Here is an 18922-nt window from a genome sequence, read left to right on the forward strand (position 1 = left end):
AGGGGTAATAGGCACCTGTCAAATTAAGAAAAGAGGAATGAATATGTCAGTATTTATTAATGCCGAGGAACTTCCAAAAGAAGTACGTTTTATTGATACGCGTTTTTCACTAACTGATTTAACAACGGGGTACAATGCTTATCAGAAAGGTCATATTAAAGGGGCTATTTATTGGGATCTCAATCGGGATTTGTCTGACTTATCAAGTGAGAACGGGCGACATCCTCTTCCTTCTCACGAGAACTTGCAAAAACTATTTGAAAGAGCTGGACTAAAGAAGGAACAAGTAATTGCCCTTTATGATAACGGCGGCGAACCTTACGCAACCCGTGCCTATTGGCTTCTTAAATACGCTCAATTTCCGCATGTATATGTTGTAAATGGAGGATTTGAGGCACTTATAAAAGCTGGCTATGCTGTTGATACTACTGTTCCGCACTACCCAGAAACAACGCTCGTTCTTAATTGGGATCCGTCCATTTATGCTAGCCGAGAAGAAGTTAAAAAGATGGTCGATGGACATGCCTCTGGCGTCCTTCTTGATGCCAGGGAAGAATTTCGTTACCGTGGTGAATCTGAACCAATTGATAAAATTCCGGGACACATTCCATCTGCTCGCAATTATTTTTGGGCTCACTTAAAAAATGAACAAACACTTGCCCCAACAGCTGAGTTACAAAAAGTCGTCTCTAAAGATGAGCAGATTGTCGTTTATTGCGGAAGTGGCGTTACCGCATCGCCTGTCTATGCCGCATTAAAAGAAGCTGGCTACGAAAAAGTAAAATTATATGTTGGTAGCTATAGTGATTGGATTACTACTTACGAAATTGAAAAAAGTTAACCATTTCAAAACAAAGATATCCGCTCAAAGGCCCCTAAACAGAAAAAAGTTCGGGAAATCTTTTCTTCTCGAACTTTTTTTAATGAAGCATAGATATCTGCTATGGTCTTCTTCCCTATTTAATTTTCTATTTTGTTTCGTATTTGGTTCCACTCACTAGCCAATAACCCCATAAAAATCGTATCGTAATAAGTTCCATTAATAAAACTATGTTGACGCAAAGTACCTTCTACTTGAAAACCAAGTTTTTTATAAAGGCCAATTGCCCGTTCGTTTATTGCTCTAGTCGTTAAATAGATTTTATGTAATCTTAGCTGGTGAAAGCCCATTTTTATCATCTCTTCCATTGCTTCCTTTCCATACCCATGCCCACGAAATTCTGGGGCTAATAATAGCCCTATTTCCGCCCTTCCATGGCCATGTGATACATTTGATAAGTGGACCCACCCTACTAACTCTTTTTCCTGATTTTCAATTGCCATGATCAGGGCATTCTCTTTTCGCAGATGGAGCACATAGTTTTCTGTTTCCTCCTTAGTCATAGGCGTTCTTCCGACCATAGAAATAGACTCCTCATCATTTAGCCAGTGATGCAAAGCTGAAACATCAAAGAGCTCAAAGGCTCTTAATTTAATATTTTTACTCATATTCATCCTCCTATATCATTACTTCTCATTCTTCTTCATAAATATTCTAGCAACAGCTGGACATTCCGACTGGGCTTTGCTCCCTTAGTCAAAATCGAAGAAAAAGCCCTTTCCTCATACAAGCCTTCAATTGGAATAATTTCAAGGGTGCCATGCTTTAATTCTTCTTGAATGGTCGCCTCTGATAACAAGGCAATTCCCATTCCACTCGTGACACTTCCCTTGATCGCTTGGGTTGAGCTAAAAACAAAAGTAGCTCCGACCCTAATGTTATGGCTTTGAATTAAATGGTCAAATGATTGTCTTGTCCCCGAACCTTCTTCACGGATAATCCATACTTGTTCATCTAAATCGGTCAATGTTTGAATCTTTTTTGGAGACAACCGTGAACGGACGATGACGAGTCTGTCTTGTTGAAAAGGAGTTTGAATGACATCCTTTGAATGGCTCTTCCCTTCCACCAATCCGATATCGACCTCTAAACGTCGAACAGCATCTATTATGTTATCTGTGTTGCCAATCGAGCTATGAAAATCTAATTGCGGATGATCTGAATGTAAGTTTGCAATGATTTTTGGTAGTAAGTATTCTCCAACCGTAAAGCTTGCCCCAATCCGGATCAGTCCGGAAGCTTGCTCTTTTTTCTCGTATAGCGTTTCTTGCAGCTCTTTATATAAGTCCCTCATCTGCAGGGCCTTGTCATAAAAAAGCTCGCCTTCTGGTGTTAAACTCACATGCTTGGTTGTCCGTTTAATCAACGCTGTAGCAAATTCTTTTTCTAAGTTTTTGATATGAACACTTACGGTCGGCTGTGATAATGCTCGCTTAGCCGCTGTTTTAGTAAAATTTTTCTCTTGTACTAATGTGATAAATGTTTCTAATTCGTCTAGATGCACAGACATCACCCTCAATTATTAATATTCCCTATAAGTATGATTATATATATTCATTTCACAAATAGATAGTCTTGGCGTATCCTTAATCATAACAGGGGGAACATCATGAAGAATTATAGACAATTACAGGACCAGTCATTTTATTTAGGTATATTAATCACATTCATTATTGCGGTTGCCTCAGCATTATTAGCTCAACTTCCCTACTTAACGATTATCGGACAGCTCGTAATAGCGATGATTTTAGGGACAATCTGGAATCATACGCTCAAGGTGAAAAATGAATGGAGATCGGGCATTGAATTTTCTAGTAAAAAGTTATTACGTATAGGAATTATTTTATTAGGGTTGCGATTAGATATAGCTGATATTTATTTTGCGGGTTGGAGCACTTTTTTGTATGCCGCGATTTTACTTGTGACTACACTTGGTGTCGTCTATGGGCTGGCACGACTTTTAAAGGTTGATAAAACGCTAAGCCTTTTAACCGCATGCGGAACAGCAATTTGCGGTGCCTCTGCAATTATTGCGATTGTTCCACTCGTCAAAGCGAAACAGGGCATCACCGCTGTCAGCATTGCTGTTATTGCCATTTTAGGAACAATCTTTACCCTTCTTTTTACATTTCTATTTCCAATGCTCCCACTATCGGCTTATCAATTTGGCCTCTTCACTGGGGGGACATTACACGAAATCGCCCACACTATCGCCGCCTCTTCAGCAGGTGGAAGCGAAGCAGAAGATATTGCCCTCGTCGTGAAACTCACTCGTGTCGCTCTACTAGTGCCCGTTGCGATTTTAATCGGATTTTATATGAATAGAAACACTAAGACTAGCGATAAGTCCGTACACGGATTCACTACGCAAACACTTCCTATTCCTTGGTTTATAATTGGCTTTCTAACAATGAGTGCCATAAACTCAGTCGGAATTTTGCCAGAGACTCTAATTAACGTACTCATTACGGTTTCTTATCTTTTACTTGGAATGGCCATGGCTGGTGTCGGTTTTAACGTTGATTTAGCCATCTTTAAGAAATTAGGCTTGAATGTGTTTTATGCGGGATTATTAGGAACGATTATATTAGTTGGTCTTGGGTTTTCCCTTATCTTTTTATTAAATCTCTAATGATTTTTAATCACTAAGAATATGTATATAGTGTTATCATTTTTGGAAAGATTCATTTGCACCGAATTGAAGCTGCTGTTACCCCACAATATTGCTTCGATTCGTGTGTTAGAAAAAGCTGGCTTTCATCAGGAAGGCATCGCCAGAAAAAGCATCAAAATTAACAGACATTGGGAAGATCATCAAGTGTTGGCGATTATTAACCCTAATGATGAATGAAACTTATCATTTATTCCAACGTATAAATAAGAGATTCAATTACTTTCAAGGGGGATTTGTATGCTAACATCTGAAAGAGTACAGCTAAGAAAAATGGTAATAGAGGATAGCGAAATCTACCATAGTTGGCGCAATGACTTAGAAGTGATGAATTCGACTAGTCCATCACTCGATCTGTATACATATGAGGAAACGAAAGCCTTTGTTGAGAATGTGATCTTAAGTTCAACAACCTCTAAAAGTTATATGATTACCGATGTCAACACCGACATCGCCATAGGAATCGTTTCACTTATTAACATTGATTCGAAAAATCGAAATGCCGAGTGCATTATTGATATCGGCAATAAAGACTACTGGGGCAAAGGTTATGGACAAGAATCGTTGTCATTATTACTCGATTATGCGTTTTTTGAAATGAATTTGCACCGTATCTCATTACGCGTTTTTTCTTTTAATAAAAAGGCGATTCATTTATACAAAAAGCTCGGTTTTGTTCAAGAAGGAATGAGTCGCGAAAGTCTTTTCCGTAATGGCAAGTGGCACGATATTATCCAAATGGGCCTATTGCAAAGTGAATATACGAAATCTCTACAAAATGAATGAAGCCTAGAACTAGAAGAGATAAAAGGATGCTCTTACGACTTGATTTCATGTGCCCTTTACATATTTCGAGTCGTACGGCTGACTTACGACTCGGTCCCTTCCCTCCTTTTCACACTTCACGTCATATCGGCTAACTTATTAATAATGTTGCTAGAATCCATTTATCCGTTTGAGATCTTGACCTCTTCATCGATAAGAATTCCTTCATTTACATATCGAATAATCTTCTCCACTTCTGTCTCCACTCTTAATCGCCCATAAGGAGATAAGAACCAATTATCTTCTCTTGCTGTTCGGTCGTTGACTGGATATAAAGAGTACTCAATCCAGCTTGGCATATAGGTTTTGAAGCTTAAATAGATTCGTAGCATTTGTAAATAAGTAGTGACGACTAACACCCGTTTAATATTATGAAGGTCAAATTCTCTATCTAAAACAAGCAAAGATGCGAGTACATTTTCCTTCGTATGCAGTGACGCATTTTCGACAAGAATCGCCTCTTCTGGAACCCCCATTTTCATCGCTTCCACCTTTAAAAGTTCAGCTTCTGTTAGCTGCTGTCCTTGCCACGTAACCCCACCCGAGAACAAAAGTTTATTCGCCTTCCCAGCTCGAAATAATTCAACTGCTTTAGGTAAGCGATACTCAACCGCCTTGCTACTTCCAGGGACAAAAATAACATCCCCATTTTGATGTTCCTGCTTTATATTCCGAAAAATAAAATCCGTCTTTTGTACATCCGTTAATTGACTAGCTTGTAACTCTGATATTTTCATATCATTCTCTCCTCCTCACTACCATCTCCGTTCTTTTCTATTAAAACATAAGCACCGTAAATATATTTATGCTCGGCTATACATTTTGTGAATGTTTCTATTTTTTCATAAAAACCAATCAGGTGTTATTCGAACACTAATTTCGTCGACTCAGTAGTTTCATTACTAATTAACTATTATTCGTACTCTATTTCCGGCCACTCGCTATTTTCATTACCTATCACCCCTTTTTCGCACCCTAATCTCAGTAACTCAAAGGAGGTCAATGAATCCAAAAGCGAGCGAATAAGAGCTGCTAAGGGAATCAAAGAACCGCAATGAATCCGAAAACCAGCGAATCAAAGCCACAAAGGGAATCAAAGAACCGCAATGAAGCCTAAAGCCAGCGAATCAAAGCCATAAAGGAAATCAAAGAACCGCAATGAAGCCGAAAGCCAGCGAATCAAAGCCTCAAAGGGAATCAAAGACCCTCAATGAATCCAAAAGCGCCATTCTCGATTTTCATTACCTATCATATACAAAAAAGCCCCCAAAAGATCCAAACAATCTTCCAGAAGCTCACCCGACCCCATTTTCACCCTAATTATCCTCCATTAACTTACCCCGCTATATCTCGCTTCCGATAAAAAATGAACCCACCTATAGTTATCGCTTTTGCCACAATAACTAAAAGAATCATTACCCAAACATTCATCTCATCCACCGGAATTTGTGGCACATACTCAAAAACAGAGACAGCCTTCATCCACTTCGGAAAATCAAGTAAGTCGCCAAGATAAACAACAATAAAACCATACACTATATATGCCCAAATACCGGCCGCTACTTTTGGAGCTAGACCGACCAACAAGATAGCCAAACCAATCACGACCCAAATGGCCGGTAAATAGACAAGAGCAGAACCCAAAATACTTCCAAATGATAACGCCTCATCCATCATCGTACTTCCAACCGACCATAAGCCAATCGCCAGCAATAGTTGCATCACAACACTCACTATAATCGCTAGAACGTAATAACTTCCGAGCACTTTAGTCCGTGATAGGGCACGACTATAAAAATACTCCATTCGATTTTTATTTTCTTCCCCTTTTAATTTTAATACGACCATTACAGCTGGAATCGCACTAAATAAAGACATAATCGCCATTAAAAGTGTAACAAATTGTTCTGTCATCGTACTGCTCGAATCTTCAGGAATAAAGGCTTGCATAATCTCTAAATCAGCAAAATAGGTTTCTAGTTCTCCTAAAATCGAACCAAAAGTAGCACTTAATACAAAGAGACCGATTGCCCAAGCAATAATATTCGTGCGCTGCTGTCTGAGTGCAAGACCGATGGGTGTTTGTAAAAAACGTGAAGCATGCTTTTTCCCTTTTTTTACAGGAAGAAACCCTGAGTCTATATCACGAATCGCATTTAAATAGAAACCAATAATGGCAATCAAAATGGCCACTCCTATTAATAAGAAAACAGGCCACCAATCATTATCTAAAAAAACAGACGTTCTAACCGTCCAACCAAGGGGAGAGAATAAAGAAATCGTTTCATTACCGACATCCCCTATTGCCCGGACAAGATACATACCAATTAAAAAAGCGAAGGACAATCCAACTGTTCCCTTTGAAGTTTCCGCTAATTGTGCAAATAAAATCGCAAAACTACCAAATAAAAGACCTGATGCCCCTAAAACCATACCGTATAAAAGGGAACTACTAAAATCAATTCCTTCAACTCCAAGCGAACCTAATCCAATTCCAGTTAATAAAATTATCAACCCATTAGTCATTATTAAAACAAGTGTAGCAGCACTTAAATAAGCGAGACGTCCCACAGGAAGAGAGCCAATCATTTCAGTCCGACCATCCTCTTCATCAGCACGAGTACTCTTACTCACCAGTAAAATACTCATTATGGCCACAGCGATCGCCGTAAAAAGCAACATCTCATAAGAAAAAATAACTCCAATTCCAACGTTCGTTACGTCAGCTAAATCGTATCCACTTCCAACCATTGCTTTCATTGCCGGATTTTCCATCGTAAAGGCAAAAGCTTGTTTTGACTGTTCATCTGGATAAATACTCGGATAAGCCGCTGCAACTGCAAGCGTAATACCTACAATGCCTAGCAACCAAAAGAAGATTTTAAGGCGTTGTTGCTTCAATATCAATTTTGTAATGGCTCCTGTTCCCTTAAATAATCGTGAATACATTACACCGAACCTCCCACACTAGAAGCCGTGTGATCTGTCCCTTGATAATGACGCATAAATAAATCCTCTAAGGCCGGTGGGGCACTTTCTAATTTTACAAGACCAAATTGACTAATGTGACGAATCACCGTATCGATTTCTTCCGTATCTACTTGGAAGGTAAGCTCTGAATCGACCTCTTGAATGTTGTGAACTCCCTTCAGCTCATTTAACGAAACGATTGGTTCTCTTGTTTTAATGACCATATTCGTCCTCGTTAAGTGACGTAGTTCATCGAGCGTCCCCGTTTCAATAATTTGGCCTTGGCGAATAATTCCAACTCGATCACATAACTTCTCCACTTCAGATAAAATATGGCTCGAGAGTAACACGCTTTTTCCAGCCTTTTTTGCTTCTAATACACACTCCTGAAAAGTGTGTTCCATTAATGGGTCGAGCCCTGAAGTTGGTTCATCTAAAATAAACAAGTCCACATCAGAAGCAAATGCCGCAACTAAGGCCACTTTTTGCCGGTTTCCTTTTGAATAAGTACGGCATTTTTTTGTCGGGTCTAAAGCGAATCTTTGAATCAATTCCTCACGTCGTTCCTTATTTCCTCCACCACGTAATTTGAGAAATAAGTCAATCACTTCTCCCCCCGATAAATTTGGCCAAAGGTTCACATCTCCTGGTACATAGGCAATTCGTTTATGAATATCTACAGCATCTTTCCAAACATCCTTCCCAAAAATCTTTGCGTCACCATCTGTCGCTTTTAAAATTCCGAGTAAAACCCGAATCGTTGTCGATTTCCCCGCTCCATTTGGACCGATAAAACCAAACACCTCGCCCTTTTTCACTTCAAGATTTACTCCATTTAAGGCTTTAAACTTGCCAAATTCTTTTCGTAAATGGTTAATTTCAATAACAGACATTACCCTTCACTCCTCATATAAAAGACTTTATTTGCTTAGTTTTGTAATATTTTTATCTATATAGTTCATAATATATATAAATAACCCCTTTGACAATACTTTATGAACTATTTCCATTGTTTTATTACATAATTTTGATAAACTTACTTTAGAGGTGAAAGAAATGAATGGTTTTGAACGACGAAAAGAACAAAAGAAAAAGAATATTATAGAAGCTTCCTTAGCCTTATTTAAAGAATTTGGTATTCAAAAGGTTTCCATTGCCGAAATCGCCCAAAAAGCTAATGTGTCGCAAGTGACCATATATAATTATTTTGAAAGCAAAGACAATTTAGTTCAGCTGGTTTTTAAATATTATGTCGACCTAGTTTGGGAAGAACAAAAAGCTTTATTTAATCTTGACCTCCCTTTTAAAGAAAAAATTGAACGTATGATGTTTGAGAAAAATGATTTAACGGACGAAATGGGAGAGAAATTTTTTCAAGATTTTATGATCGATTATTCAAGCGGAAAAAGTTATGTCGAAGAACTTTATCTAAAAGAAGGGCTTCCTAGATTGATTGAATTATTCAATGAAGGTAAGAAACAAGGATATATCGATCCAAATATTTCGAACGAAGCAATGTTGCTATATCTCCAAATGTTTAAAGATTTTATGCAACGGAAAGACATTGCCCAAACTCTTTTACCAGTAACTCAAGAGTTAACGAAGCTATTCTTTTACGGCATCGTCGGCGAGAGGAAGTAGGTTCTGTCACTCCTCGAATTTTGTCGATTAAGCAGCTGGTCCAAACTCCCTTTTCAGATCCTTTTATTTTTGACGTCACTGGTGGGCATAATCTCCTTTCCTTTGGTTATATAACCATTTTTTAACAATTTTATAACGGAGTTCATTTAAATGAATTAACTGAGCATTAGAAATAGGCCGCCTCAAACGGTTTAATCCCGTTTAAGACGGCCCATCCCTTCAATCATTCATCTCCAAATCGACATAATTCGAGCGGTGACAGTGCACCATTAATGCTCTTCAGCCGCGAGTGCAATTGCCTTCGTTTCGTGTACAGTACCATGAGCGTGATGTGGGGGAGCATAAATGGAGTAAAGTTTTAAAGGCACTTGTCCTGTGTTAATAATGTTATGCCACTTTCCTGCTGGTATAAGAATAGCAAAGTCTTGCTGAACATGTTGCACATAAGTTAAATGATTTCGGTAGTCCCCCATTTGAACAAGCCCTTGCCCCTGTTCAATCCGTAAAAATTGATCATTATCAGGATGAATTTCTAAACCAATATCATCCCCAACATTAATACTCATTAATGTGACCTGTAAATGCTCCCCTGTCCATAAAGACTTACGAAATGATTGATTGTTTTTTGTAGCATTATCAATGTTGACAACAAAAGGTTGCGGCCCATAATCGCTGGTGAAATGACTTAATGGGTGATTTCTTAATGGAACATGGGATTGATTCAATTGCCTATTTTGATAATAAAAGTATGGAATATGATTAAACATGGTTCTCTCTCCCTTCAAAACTCTCTTGCTCTCTCTCAGCATATGCCCTTGTTATTAGAAAGTTTCTACGCCCCATTCAAAGAAACCGTCTCAAACGGTTAATCCCATTTAAGACGGTCCTTTTATCAATCATATCCAAATCAACAAAATCGATCGTTTCCGACAAAATTCGGGTGTGGTGACAGGCATCACCTACGAGATCATCTGCTTTTGACTTGCTGCTAATTTTTGCTCACTCTTCTTTATATCGAGTTTTAATAAAATCGATACGATAAAGGCGGCTGTAATTAGTGCTAAGAAGACGAAGAATACAGGTGTATAGCTGCCTGAACGGTCATAAATTTGTGTTACAATTACCGGACCGAATACACCACCAAGTGACCATGTTGTTAGCAGAAAACCATGAATGGCCCCTAGTTGTTTTGTTCCAAATAAATCTCCGACAAAGGCTGGTAGGTTCGAGAAACCACCACCATAGCAACTAACAACGAGCAGTATAAATAGTTGGAATAAAATAATACTTGTTGTAAATGGAAGCGTTAAAAAAGCAACAATTTGAATCATAAAGAAAATAATGAAGACATTCGGTCGCCCAATATAATCCGATAAAGCGGCCCAGCCCAAACGGCCACCACCATTAAAAATCCCCATGATCCCAACCATTGTGGCGGCAGCAGCAGCTGATAACCCTACTACTTCCTGTGCCATTGGCGAAGCAACTGCAATCATCATTATTCCAGCTGTCGTATTAATTAGCATCATCGTCCAAAGCATCCAAAATCGTCTTGTCTTGACCGCTTCAAATGCTGTAAGTTGTTGTAAGTCTTTTTTGACAACTTTTTTTCCAGACGCGATATCCTTTTTCATATTAGCAGGCATCCAGCCGTCCGCTGGTGGAGCGATATAAAGAGCTCCAGCTACCATTAATAAGAAATAACAGGCACCCAACACATAAAAGGTAGATTCAATTCCAATTGAGCCCATTAAGCTATCAGCCACTGGTGCTGTAATTAAAGCCCCTGATCCAAAACCAAGTACGGCCATTCCTGTTGCAAGACCTCTCCGATCAGGGAACCATTTGACCAGTGTCGAAACAGGAGAAATATAACCAATTCCAAGGCCTAAACCACTCGCCACTCCATACATCGCTAAAAATAACGGGAGGGAGTCAATCATAATAGCGACACCAGAACCCGCTTGTCCAATTCCAAAAAGGACAGCCGCCACTAAAGCTGATTTTCTCGGACCACTCTTTTCCACGAACTTCCCAAAAAAAGCAGCTGAAGTACCAGCTAATCCCATCATAATTGTAAAGGCAATGGTTACTTCAGTAGCTGTCCAACCCATTTGTTGACTGATCGGAAAGGTATAAACACTATAAGCATAAGCACCACCAATTGACAGGTGGATGGAGATTGCGGCCAAAGCAATTAGCCATCTGTTTTTCATATGTAAATCCTCCTCTTCGTTGCACCAATTTTTGAGAGCTTCCTCTGCTCCGCTCCATTGAAAGCCCTTACATTAGAAGTATATAATAAATTAACTAAATAATACAACAATTTAATTAATTGTATAAATTTCGAATACTACTCTTTGCTCATTTCCCCTTTACTTAAAAGACCCTATATTGAAAAGGTAGCGGTTTATGGTTGTTTAAAATTTCGCTCAAAAAATTATATAACAACCTTAGAGGTTATATATGGTGATTGTACTGGAAGAGTGGCGTTTGTAGGACAGTTTGAGACTTATTATTTCTCTTTTGTTTTTAAAATGTGGTTATTGGACATTCTGACTCCCTCCACTTTCTCTTTTGTCCTTTAAACATGAGTTATTGGACATTCTGACTCCCTCCTCTTTCTCTTTTGTCCTTTAAACTTGGGTTATTGGACATTCTGACTACCTCCTCTTTCTCCTTTGTCCTTTAAACTTGGGTTATTGGACATTCTGACTACCTCCTCTTTCTCCTTTGCCCTTTAAACTTGGGTTATTGGACATTCTGACTACCTCCTCTTTCTCCTTTGTCCTTTAAACTTGGGTTATTGGACATTCTGACTACCTCCTCTTTCTCCTTTGTCCTTTAAACTTGGGTTATTGGACATTCTGACTACCTCCTCTTTCTCTTTTGTCCTAAAACAAATCTAATAGGAAATCAAAAAAGACTCAGAGATCCATTCACCTCTAAGCCTTTTATTCGATACTAATCATAGCACCTTTATTGTAAATTATTGATTTCCCACTTTTAATTCAAGCTTCATCGCCTCAGCTATTCGTTTCGGTATGTCTGTATTATTTAGAACGCCACGGAATAAGTGAGAGGATGGGCCATAGGCATAGAGTGGAACATCGACTCCTGTATGTGCCGTTGTTGACCAACCAACATAAGCTCTTTCACTAATGATCTCATTAATGGCAAGCACAAGCACATCATCACTCGCTTCCATAATGCGCTCTTCCTCTTCTTTAGTTAACTCGGTGTTGGCATAATGTGCCAAAACATTATGTGCATTGCTTCTTTTTTCATTTAATTGACTAGCAATATAGTTTCCTGTTGCTTTAACATCATGTAAAACGTCGATATTAGCTAAATATTCATCATAACCACCGACCGTCATACCACCTGTTTCATGGTCGCCTGCAATGACTATTAACGTATTCCCATCTTGCTCAGCAAATTCCACTGCTTTTTGAACAGCGGCTTCAAACGCCTCCGTCTCTGTCATCGCCCAAGCAGCGTCATGAGCATGTCCAGCCCAATCTATTTGACTACCCTCTACCATTAAGAAAAAACCATTTCCTTCTTTTGATAATGTTTGAATAGCGGCTTCTGTCATTTCAGCTAAGCTCGGCTCATTTGTTGTCTGGTTTCGTTCTAATTCTGGTGCCATCGCCTCAGTGGCAAACAGCCCTAGCAATTGTTGATGATCTCCACGAATCGTTAATAATTCATCCCTTGTTTCAACAAACTGAAAGCCTTTCATCATCGCCTCTTCAATGACATGCCGCTCTGGTTGATTTCCACCTTCCGTTTCTGGTAGAAAATTATTTTTCCCTCCACCTAAAAGAACATCTACTTTCTCAATCATTTGTAAGGCAATATCAGCCTCACTTCCTCTCGACTCCACATGAGAGGCAAAGACAGCTGGTGTTGCATGTGTCACGGTTGAAGTCGCTACTAAACCGGTTGATTTGCCAGCCTCATTTGCTACTTCAAGAATCGTTGTCAATTCTTCGCCATCAGGTGTTACGCTAATCATGCCATTATTTGTTTTTACACCGGTTTCCATCGCCGTTCCCGCCGCCGCTGAATCCGTCACCCAATTATCTTCTGAATAAGTTTTCATCATTCCAACAAGTATCTTATCAAAAATCGTTTCTTTTCCTTTATAAATACGATAGTTTGTCGCATAACCAGTTGAAAATCCATCAGGAATCATAAAAATCACATTCTCGACTTCTTCTCCCGAGGACTTTTTTACATTCGCTACCTCTTCTGCCCCAGCATGCTGAAAAAAGAGAAAACCAGTTACTAAAATCACTAAAAAGCTTAGCCCTACTCCGACCCATTTAAATGTCCGCAAATCGCATTCCTCCTAAGTAATTAGTAACCTACATTTGAAAGTATAGGAGATTACTATTAAGCTCCCTTAAACGTCATGTAAAAAAAGATTGAGTTTGTGTGAGATTCACTAAGTTTCAGTAAAGACGTATTTCTTTTTATATCATTTTTATAAATATATAAACTTTACCCTATTCCTTTTTCATCAAACTAAAGATAGTACGGTAACCTGAAAATCCGTATTTCTCTCTTCAACAATTTAATTTTGAGATTAAAGGAAATGCGGAAGTTCAATACGAATAACGACTTACTACTCATGTAACTCTCGGTTTTGCAGAATTTCGGTGCAAACCATCCTGTTATTAATATAAAGCTCTCATACCATCCTACAAATAACAAAAGCCCCAAAAGCTCATAAATAGACTTTTGGGACCATACTTCTCTTCTTTTATATTTTAAATTTATGAATAAGGGTCTGTAACTCCTCTGCTAAAGTAGCTAATAAAGCTGAGGTAGCTTGAATCTCTTCCATTGAGGCAAGTTGCTCTTGGGTCGCTCCTGCCATTTCATCTGCTACAGAAGAGTTTTCGTTTGAGATAATTAAGAGTTGATTAGATGAGGAGTTAACCACTTCTATATTTCGGGAAATTTGTTCTGAAATAAGGGCAACCTCTTCTATTCTCGGAGAAATGTCCTGAAACCCTTCCATAATCGCCTTAAACTTCTCGGTCGTATTTGTTGATATTTGTAAACCAGACTCAACGATATGGGTCGCTTCCTTCATGCCATCAACCGTTTCTTCTGTATCCGTTAAAATCGCTTTAATCAACGAAGCAATTTGATTTGCTGAATGGTCAGACTCTTTAGCTAGTTTGCCAATCTCGGCTGCTACGACTGCAAAGCCTTTACCACTTTCGCCCGCTCTAGCCGCTTCAATCGAAGCATTTAAAGCAAGTAAGTTTGTCTGACTAGCAATCCCACTAATGACATCGACAATCATGCCAATTTCTTTTGAGCGATCCTGCAGTGATTTGATTTGCAGATTCGATTTTTCAACCGATTGGGCAATGGAGGCCATCTGACCCATCGTTTGTTCTACGGATCGGTTTCCTTCTTCCGCTTGCTCGATAGCCGCTTTTGTTAAATGCGAAACACTCAACGCATTACTTGTCACATGGTTAATGTCTTCTGTTACTTGATTTAATGCCTCTGCATTCGATTGATAATTTTCATTTTGAGTTTCTACCCTGCCAGCCATTTCTTGAATAGAAGTGGCAATATATTCGGTCGCTCTAGTTGACTGTTCAGAGCTAGCAGATAGTTGCTCGGAGGATGCCGCCATATTTTCAGATTTACTCGCTACCTCTTGAATAACTGCTTTTAGATCACGAGCCATTTCATTAAATGATTGTGATAATTCACCTAGCTCATCCTTTGATTTCACATCGATTTGTTCTTTCAAATCACCTTTACTAATTTTAGCGGCAGAATCTCTCAATCTAAATAACGGTTTTGTAATGTTTAAAATGAGGAATACAACCAAAACACCACCAAGGATAATAGATGGAATTAATACCAATAGAGTTCGATACAAAATCGGTCTAGACAAGGATGCAATTTCTTGATTATCAACTACTCCAGCAACTTTCCAACCCGTTATCTCATTCGTTTCATAAATAAGCCATAAATTTTGCTGTTCATAACTAAATTCAAATTCCCCTGATGCCTCTTGGTACATCCTATCTATGAAGGGTTCATTCACTTGAACGCCCATTTCCTCTGTAGGACTTACGATAATATAACGATTTTCGTCTAAAATCATCGCAAAACCTTCTTTTCCAACTTTCACCTGCTCAGTCGTATTTAATAACTGATTTAAATTAATATCCATTGAAACAACACCAGAACCATCATTAGTTGTTCTAGCAATCGATACAACTAAATGTCCAGTGTCAGCTGATACATATGGTTCTGTGATAATAACTTCTCCTGATTGCTCCCTTGCTAAAAGATACCAAGGTCTTTGGCGTGGATCGTAATCATCCCCATACTCCCCAGGTGGAACTTGGATCATATCACCTAATTCTGTCCCAACATATACACTTTCTAACCCAGAAAATAACTCCATATATTGTGAAAAATATGCTCTAACTTCTGGACTTTCTTCCCCCTCATACATGTCTGCTCTTATAATATTTGCAAAATAATCGATGTTTTCTATTTTTGGTTCGATCGTACTTGTAATCAAATCTTCAATAAAATCCACACTCGAAGTAGCACTAATCATATATTGTTCGGCTATCTCATCCTTTGCTTTTTCATAAGATAAGAACCCAATCAAACTAGTTGGGACGAGTAACACGATGATAAAAACAACGATTAACTTGTTTTTAATCGTAAATCGATTAAGAACAGACCCCTTTTTAATCGCTTTATTTCTTTGATTTAGCTGCATATTCAAAACGCTCCCCCCAATATACAAAACAAATTTCCTCTATCTTTATTTATATCGGTCAAAAGTCATAGTTTTATAGAGCGAAAGTCATATTTCCAAAAGTCAGATTATTAGTCCTAACATCCCATTTCTTTAATAGAGCCGGCAACTTCATTCCATAAAGTAGCGTGACTCTGCTTCTAATAGTTTCCCTCTTAAACAAAAAAATTTCTCAAACTAATAGATAGAGAGCAAATTCCCGTCAGCGTCCCTCTTTTTTATTTTTGTCTTTCTCGTGGTAAAATGAAAACTGAATACTATCGATTAAGGAGATCTGATTCATATGGCCCGTTTGAATGCAGCCGATTTAGACAAAAAAAAATTAGAGAGAAAAGAACAAATCATGCGTGCTGCCATTAAGGTTTTTGCCGAGAATGGTGTAAAACTTACGAAAATCAGCATGATAGCCAAGGAAGCTGGAATTAGCCATGGCTTAGTTTATCACTATTTTAACTCAAAAGAAGAAGTACTATATCAGAGCCTTGAGTGGACAATGAATGCGGATGAAACTCGTACATATCTGCAACAACTCGACGAAAAACCAATATCCCCTTTAGAAAAAATAACAGAGTTTACAAAGTTCGCTATTTTATCAAGTGAGTTTGGAACAAGTGATATTTTTCGCATCATCCAACACTTAGAGGACTCAGAGGATGTCCCAAACCATGTAAAAACTTTAACCGAAAATGCAGGCGTCCTTTATTTTGAATTTTTTATCCCTATATTTACAGAGGGACAAAGTGTAGGGCAGATCATTGAAGGCGATCCTAACGAATTAGTCGCCCTTTATTTAAGCCTTATTTCAGGTATCATGGCCGATGAACCTAATTGGTGGAAAGACAAACTTGATTACAAAGTCTCTATTCTCTTAAGAATGATTTCGACTCGTTAAACTCTAATCAACTAACCCCTTCTCTTAACAAAATCCCAAAATAAAGATTGACAAAGTGAAGGTGTTATTATAAATTTATGTTGACTGAACTAATCAATCAATAAAATTAGTCGGTCATTATTTTTGGTTTTTAATTGACTGAACAAGTCAATCAATATAAAGGGAAGGGTTTTTTTTATGAATAATACCGTCATATCGGTAAAAGATTTACGTAAGACCTATGGCAAACAAATCGTGCTTGATGGACTTAACTTTGACGTAACAAGCGGCTCTATTTTTGCCTTGCTTGGAGAAAATGGAGCTGGTAAAACAACGACCGTTCGTATTTTATCGACATTAATTCAGGCAGATAGTGGCACCGTGAATGTCGGAGGGTTTGACACGAGACGTGACGCCCATTCCGTTAAGAAAATCATAAGTTTAACTGGGCAATTCGCCGCTGTAGATGAACTGCTAACAGGAGAAGAAAATTTGATGATGATGGGGCGTTTAAATCATCTCGACCGACAATCGGTAAAAAGAAGAACGGCTGAGCTTCTTGAACAGTTCGAATTAACAGATGCCGCCAAAAAACAAGCAAAAACCTATTCCGGTGGAATGCGACGCAGACTTGATATTGCGATTAGCTTACTCGCTTCACCGTCCGTCATCTTTTTAGATGAACCGACAACGGGGTTAGATCCACGCAGTCGAAGAAATATGTGGAATTTGATTCAAGACCTTGCCAAGAGCGGTGTCACAATCTTCTTAACGACCCAATACTTAGAAGAGGCCGATCAACTTGCCGATAAAATTGCCGTGATTGACGGCGGAAAAATGGTCGTAGAAGGCACAGCCGAAGAGCTAAAACGTATGATTGGTGAAGAAAGGCTTGAATTTACGTTTAGTGAGGATAGCGAATTTCAACACGCTCAAACCCTTTTACAAGGGCAAGTCAACGAGACTGACCGAAGCATTTCCGTTATTGCCAATTCAACGGAAAATTTACGGCAGTTATTAAACACCTTACATGAGCACAACATCAATCCAACATCCGTTACTTTCCGCAAACCAACATTAGATGATGTGTTTTTAGACATCACCAATCGAAAACGAAAGGAGCTGACCATAAATGGGTGAATCTAAATTGTATTGGGCTTTGTTAGACGGATGGACAATGACACAACGTAGTTTTAAACATACTTTCCGTCAACCAGAATCACTATTAATGGCAATCGGATTACCCATCGCCATTATGATCATGTTTGTTTACGTTTTTGGCGGGGCGATTCAGACAGGAACCGACTATGTTAATTATGTTGTTCCTGGCGTCATTATTACTTGTGTCGGGTTTGGGAGTTCTCTGATAACAGTCAGTGTGACACAAGACATGGTTGGTGGGTTATTTGAGCGCTTCCGGACGATGCCTCTCCTTCCCTCCTCTTTAATGCTTGGTCATGTCATCGGTGGGTTTGTTCGTAACGCGATGGCCACGACGGTCATTTTCCTTGTTGCTTTGCTTATTGGGTTCCAGCCAAATGCAAGCTTTCTCGAATGGCTTGGTGTCATTGGGGTTTTGTCTCTTTATATGTTCTCACTTAATTGGCTGTTTGTTGCGATCGGATTAATTACTAAAAGTGTTGAAACAGCCAACGCTGCCACATTCCCTATGCTATTTTTTCCTTATGTGAGTAGTGCCTTTGTGCCGACAGAAACCATGCCGACTTGGTTACATGCTTTTGCAGAAAACCAACCAATGACCCCGCTCATTGAAACTTTACGTGGGCTTTTGCTTGGTACACCAATTGATAATAACCTTTGGTTAACATTAGCCTGGTTTGGTGGACTACTGATCGTATCATTTATTTTTGCCATTATTTTATTTAAAAGACGTAAAAGAGTCTAAGTAAACTATAGAAAACAGCCCACAGTATCATTTGGAGGCCACTGAAAAAGTAGGTTCTGTGACTAAAAGAAAAGGAAATTCATTCAATGTTATTTTCTATCTTTTTTTGATGACCAAAACGGAACGAGCGGAATGCCCGGAGACTCCTGCGGGAATAGTGAAGGACGGGAGACCCCGTAGCGTAGCGAGGAGGCTCCCGATTCACCCGCGGAACGCGTAGGGCATGCAGCTCGTGGAGTAGGCTAACTAATGTAACCCTATTTCAGTTCCTTCATCATTTGCAGACATTATTGTAGGGCTGTTTTAAATACAATGTCTTTTCGATGCAAATTCCATTAGAA

General features: G+C 38.9%; 16 protein-coding genes and 1 pseudogene. 8 read left to right on the forward strand and 9 right to left on the reverse strand.

The window, feature by feature from the left end:
- Positions 1-43: 43 nt before the first annotated feature.
- Positions 44-841, forward strand: coding sequence for a sulfurtransferase (locus AA0017_RS15735; protein WP_413375951.1), 798 nt, complete (start codon positions 44-46; stop codon positions 839-841).
- A gap of 119 nt (positions 842-960) precedes the next feature.
- Here AA0017_RS15735 and AA0017_RS15740 read toward each other — a convergent pair whose 3' ends face one another.
- Both AA0017_RS15740 and AA0017_RS15745 read right to left on the reverse strand, forming a co-directional pair.
- On the reverse strand, positions 961-1488 hold the full coding sequence (locus AA0017_RS15740) for a GNAT family N-acetyltransferase (RefSeq protein WP_413375953.1): 528 nt from the start codon (positions 1486-1488) through the stop codon (positions 961-963).
- A 35-nt stretch (positions 1489-1523) separates the two neighbouring features.
- Positions 1524-2390 carry a LysR substrate-binding domain-containing protein gene (locus tag AA0017_RS15745; RefSeq protein WP_413382631.1) on the reverse strand — a complete coding sequence of 289 codons (867 nt, stop codon included), beginning with the start codon at positions 2388-2390 and terminating at the stop codon, positions 1524-1526.
- A gap of 99 nt (positions 2391-2489) precedes the next feature.
- Between AA0017_RS15745 and AA0017_RS15750 the strand changes: the two genes are divergently transcribed.
- The 3 genes and pseudogenes from AA0017_RS15750 to AA0017_RS15760 all read left to right on the forward strand — a co-directional run bounded on the left by AA0017_RS15750 (position 2490) and on the right by AA0017_RS15760 (position 4337).
- The gene (locus AA0017_RS15750; protein WP_413375955.1) at positions 2490-3512 is read left to right on the forward strand and encodes a YeiH family protein; all 1023 of its coding nucleotides are present in this window, start codon (positions 2490-2492) and stop codon (positions 3510-3512) included.
- Between the two features lie 41 nt (positions 3513-3553).
- Positions 3554-3731: pseudogene (locus AA0017_RS15755) on the forward strand (GNAT family N-acetyltransferase); the annotation flags it as partial.
- 60 nt (positions 3732-3791) lie between these two features.
- Positions 3792-4337 (forward strand): GNAT family N-acetyltransferase, encoded by a 546-nt coding sequence (locus AA0017_RS15760; protein ID WP_413375956.1) that lies wholly within the window; start codon positions 3792-3794, stop codon positions 4335-4337.
- A 161-nt stretch (positions 4338-4498) separates the two neighbouring features.
- On the opposite strand, the gene AA0017_RS15765 is transcribed toward AA0017_RS15760, so the two are convergent.
- The 3 genes from AA0017_RS15765 to AA0017_RS15775 all read right to left on the reverse strand — a co-directional run bounded on the left by AA0017_RS15765 (position 4499) and on the right by AA0017_RS15775 (position 8239).
- Positions 4499-5113: a YdcF family protein gene (locus tag AA0017_RS15765; protein ID WP_413375958.1), complete on the reverse strand. Its 615-nt coding sequence runs from the start codon at positions 5111-5113 to the stop codon at positions 4499-4501.
- 598 nt (positions 5114-5711) lie between these two features.
- Positions 5712-7325, reverse strand: a complete 1614-nt coding sequence (locus AA0017_RS15770) for an ABC transporter permease (protein ID WP_413375960.1) — start codon at positions 7323-7325, stop codon at positions 5712-5714.
- Positions 7325-8239: an ATP-binding cassette domain-containing protein gene (locus AA0017_RS15775; RefSeq protein WP_413375962.1), complete on the reverse strand. Its 915-nt coding sequence runs from the start codon at positions 8237-8239 to the stop codon at positions 7325-7327. The genes AA0017_RS15770 and AA0017_RS15775 overlap by 1 nt, the downstream gene beginning before the upstream one ends.
- Before the next feature lie 163 nt (positions 8240-8402).
- Here AA0017_RS15775 and AA0017_RS15780 point away from each other — a divergent pair, with 163 nt between their 5' ends.
- Positions 8403-8987, forward strand: coding sequence for a TetR/AcrR family transcriptional regulator (locus tag AA0017_RS15780; RefSeq protein ID WP_413375964.1), 585 nt, complete (start codon positions 8403-8405; stop codon positions 8985-8987).
- A 269-nt stretch (positions 8988-9256) separates the two neighbouring features.
- Here AA0017_RS15780 and AA0017_RS15785 read toward each other — a convergent pair whose 3' ends face one another.
- From AA0017_RS15785 to AA0017_RS15800, 4 genes are all read right to left on the reverse strand, one after another.
- Complete coding sequence (locus AA0017_RS15785) at positions 9257-9754, reverse strand: cupin domain-containing protein (RefSeq protein WP_413375966.1); 498 nt, start codon at positions 9752-9754, stop codon at positions 9257-9259.
- Positions 9755-9946: 192 nt separating this feature from the next.
- Positions 9947-11203 (reverse strand): OFA family MFS transporter, encoded by a 1257-nt coding sequence (locus tag AA0017_RS15790; RefSeq protein ID WP_413375968.1) that lies wholly within the window; start codon positions 11201-11203, stop codon positions 9947-9949.
- Between the two features lie 773 nt (positions 11204-11976).
- Positions 11977-13332, reverse strand: a complete 1356-nt coding sequence (locus AA0017_RS15795; RefSeq protein WP_413375970.1) for an alkaline phosphatase — start codon at positions 13330-13332, stop codon at positions 11977-11979.
- 426 nt (positions 13333-13758) lie between these two features.
- A complete protein-coding gene (locus AA0017_RS15800; protein WP_413382634.1) occupies positions 13759-15765 on the reverse strand; it encodes a methyl-accepting chemotaxis protein in 2007 nt (668 codons plus the stop codon).
- 322 nt (positions 15766-16087) lie between these two features.
- On the opposite strand from AA0017_RS15800, the gene AA0017_RS15805 reads away from it, so the two are divergent.
- The 3 genes from AA0017_RS15805 (at position 16088) to AA0017_RS15815 (ending at position 18581) form a co-directional block, all read left to right on the forward strand.
- Complete coding sequence (locus AA0017_RS15805; protein WP_413375972.1) at positions 16088-16696, forward strand: TetR/AcrR family transcriptional regulator; 609 nt, start codon at positions 16088-16090, stop codon at positions 16694-16696.
- A 177-nt stretch (positions 16697-16873) separates the two neighbouring features.
- A complete protein-coding gene (locus tag AA0017_RS15810; protein ID WP_413375973.1) occupies positions 16874-17815 on the forward strand; it encodes an ATP-binding cassette domain-containing protein in 942 nt (313 codons plus the stop codon).
- Positions 17808-18581 carry an ABC transporter permease gene (locus tag AA0017_RS15815; protein WP_413375975.1) on the forward strand — a complete coding sequence of 258 codons (774 nt, stop codon included), beginning with the start codon at positions 17808-17810 and terminating at the stop codon, positions 18579-18581. Before AA0017_RS15810 ends, AA0017_RS15815 begins: the two co-directional genes overlap by 8 nt.
- Positions 18582-18922 lie beyond the last annotated feature (341 nt).

It is taken from the genome of Alkalihalobacillus phoenicis (genome assembly GCF_047302405.1).
GTDB lineage: Bacteria > Bacillota > Bacilli > Bacillales > Bacillaceae_D > Alkalihalobacillus.

Excerpts from the sequence above, each read along its gene's own strand:
- AA0017_RS15760 (WP_413375956.1), top strand. The coding sequence starts at position 3,792 with ATGCTAACATCTGAAAGAGTACAGCTAAGAAAAATGGTAATAGAGGAT.
- AA0017_RS15785 (WP_413375966.1), bottom strand. The coding sequence starts at position 9,754 with ATGTTTAATCATATTCCATACTTTTATTATCAAAATAGGCAATTGAAT.
- AA0017_RS15780 (WP_413375964.1), top strand. The coding sequence starts at position 8,403 with ATGAATGGTTTTGAACGACGAAAAGAACAAAAGAAAAAGAATATTATA.
- AA0017_RS15810 (WP_413375973.1), top strand. The coding sequence starts at position 16,874 with ATGAATAATACCGTCATATCGGTAAAAGATTTACGTAAGACCTATGGC.
- AA0017_RS15775 (WP_413375962.1), bottom strand. The coding sequence starts at position 8,239 with ATGTCTGTTATTGAAATTAACCATTTACGAAAAGAATTTGGCAAGTTT.
- AA0017_RS15735 (WP_413375951.1), top strand. The coding sequence starts at position 44 with ATGTCAGTATTTATTAATGCCGAGGAACTTCCAAAAGAAGTACGTTTT.
- AA0017_RS15805 (WP_413375972.1), top strand. The coding sequence starts at position 16,088 with ATGGCCCGTTTGAATGCAGCCGATTTAGACAAAAAAAAATTAGAGAGA.
- AA0017_RS15740 (WP_413375953.1), bottom strand. The coding sequence starts at position 1,488 with ATGAGTAAAAATATTAAATTAAGAGCCTTTGAGCTCTTTGATGTTTCA.
- AA0017_RS15765 (WP_413375958.1), bottom strand. The coding sequence starts at position 5,113 with ATGAAAATATCAGAGTTACAAGCTAGTCAATTAACGGATGTACAAAAG.
- AA0017_RS15800 (WP_413382634.1), bottom strand. The coding sequence starts at position 15,765 with ATGCAGCTAAATCAAAGAAATAAAGCGATTAAAAAGGGGTCTGTTCTT.
- AA0017_RS15750 (WP_413375955.1), top strand. The coding sequence starts at position 2,490 with ATGAAGAATTATAGACAATTACAGGACCAGTCATTTTATTTAGGTATA.
- AA0017_RS15770 (WP_413375960.1), bottom strand. The coding sequence starts at position 7,325 with ATGTATTCACGATTATTTAAGGGAACAGGAGCCATTACAAAATTGATA.
- AA0017_RS15815 (WP_413375975.1), top strand. The coding sequence starts at position 17,808 with ATGGGTGAATCTAAATTGTATTGGGCTTTGTTAGACGGATGGACAATG.
- AA0017_RS15790 (WP_413375968.1), bottom strand. The coding sequence starts at position 11,203 with ATGAAAAACAGATGGCTAATTGCTTTGGCCGCAATCTCCATCCACCTG.
- AA0017_RS15745 (WP_413382631.1), bottom strand. The coding sequence starts at position 2,390 with ATGTCTGTGCATCTAGACGAATTAGAAACATTTATCACATTAGTACAA.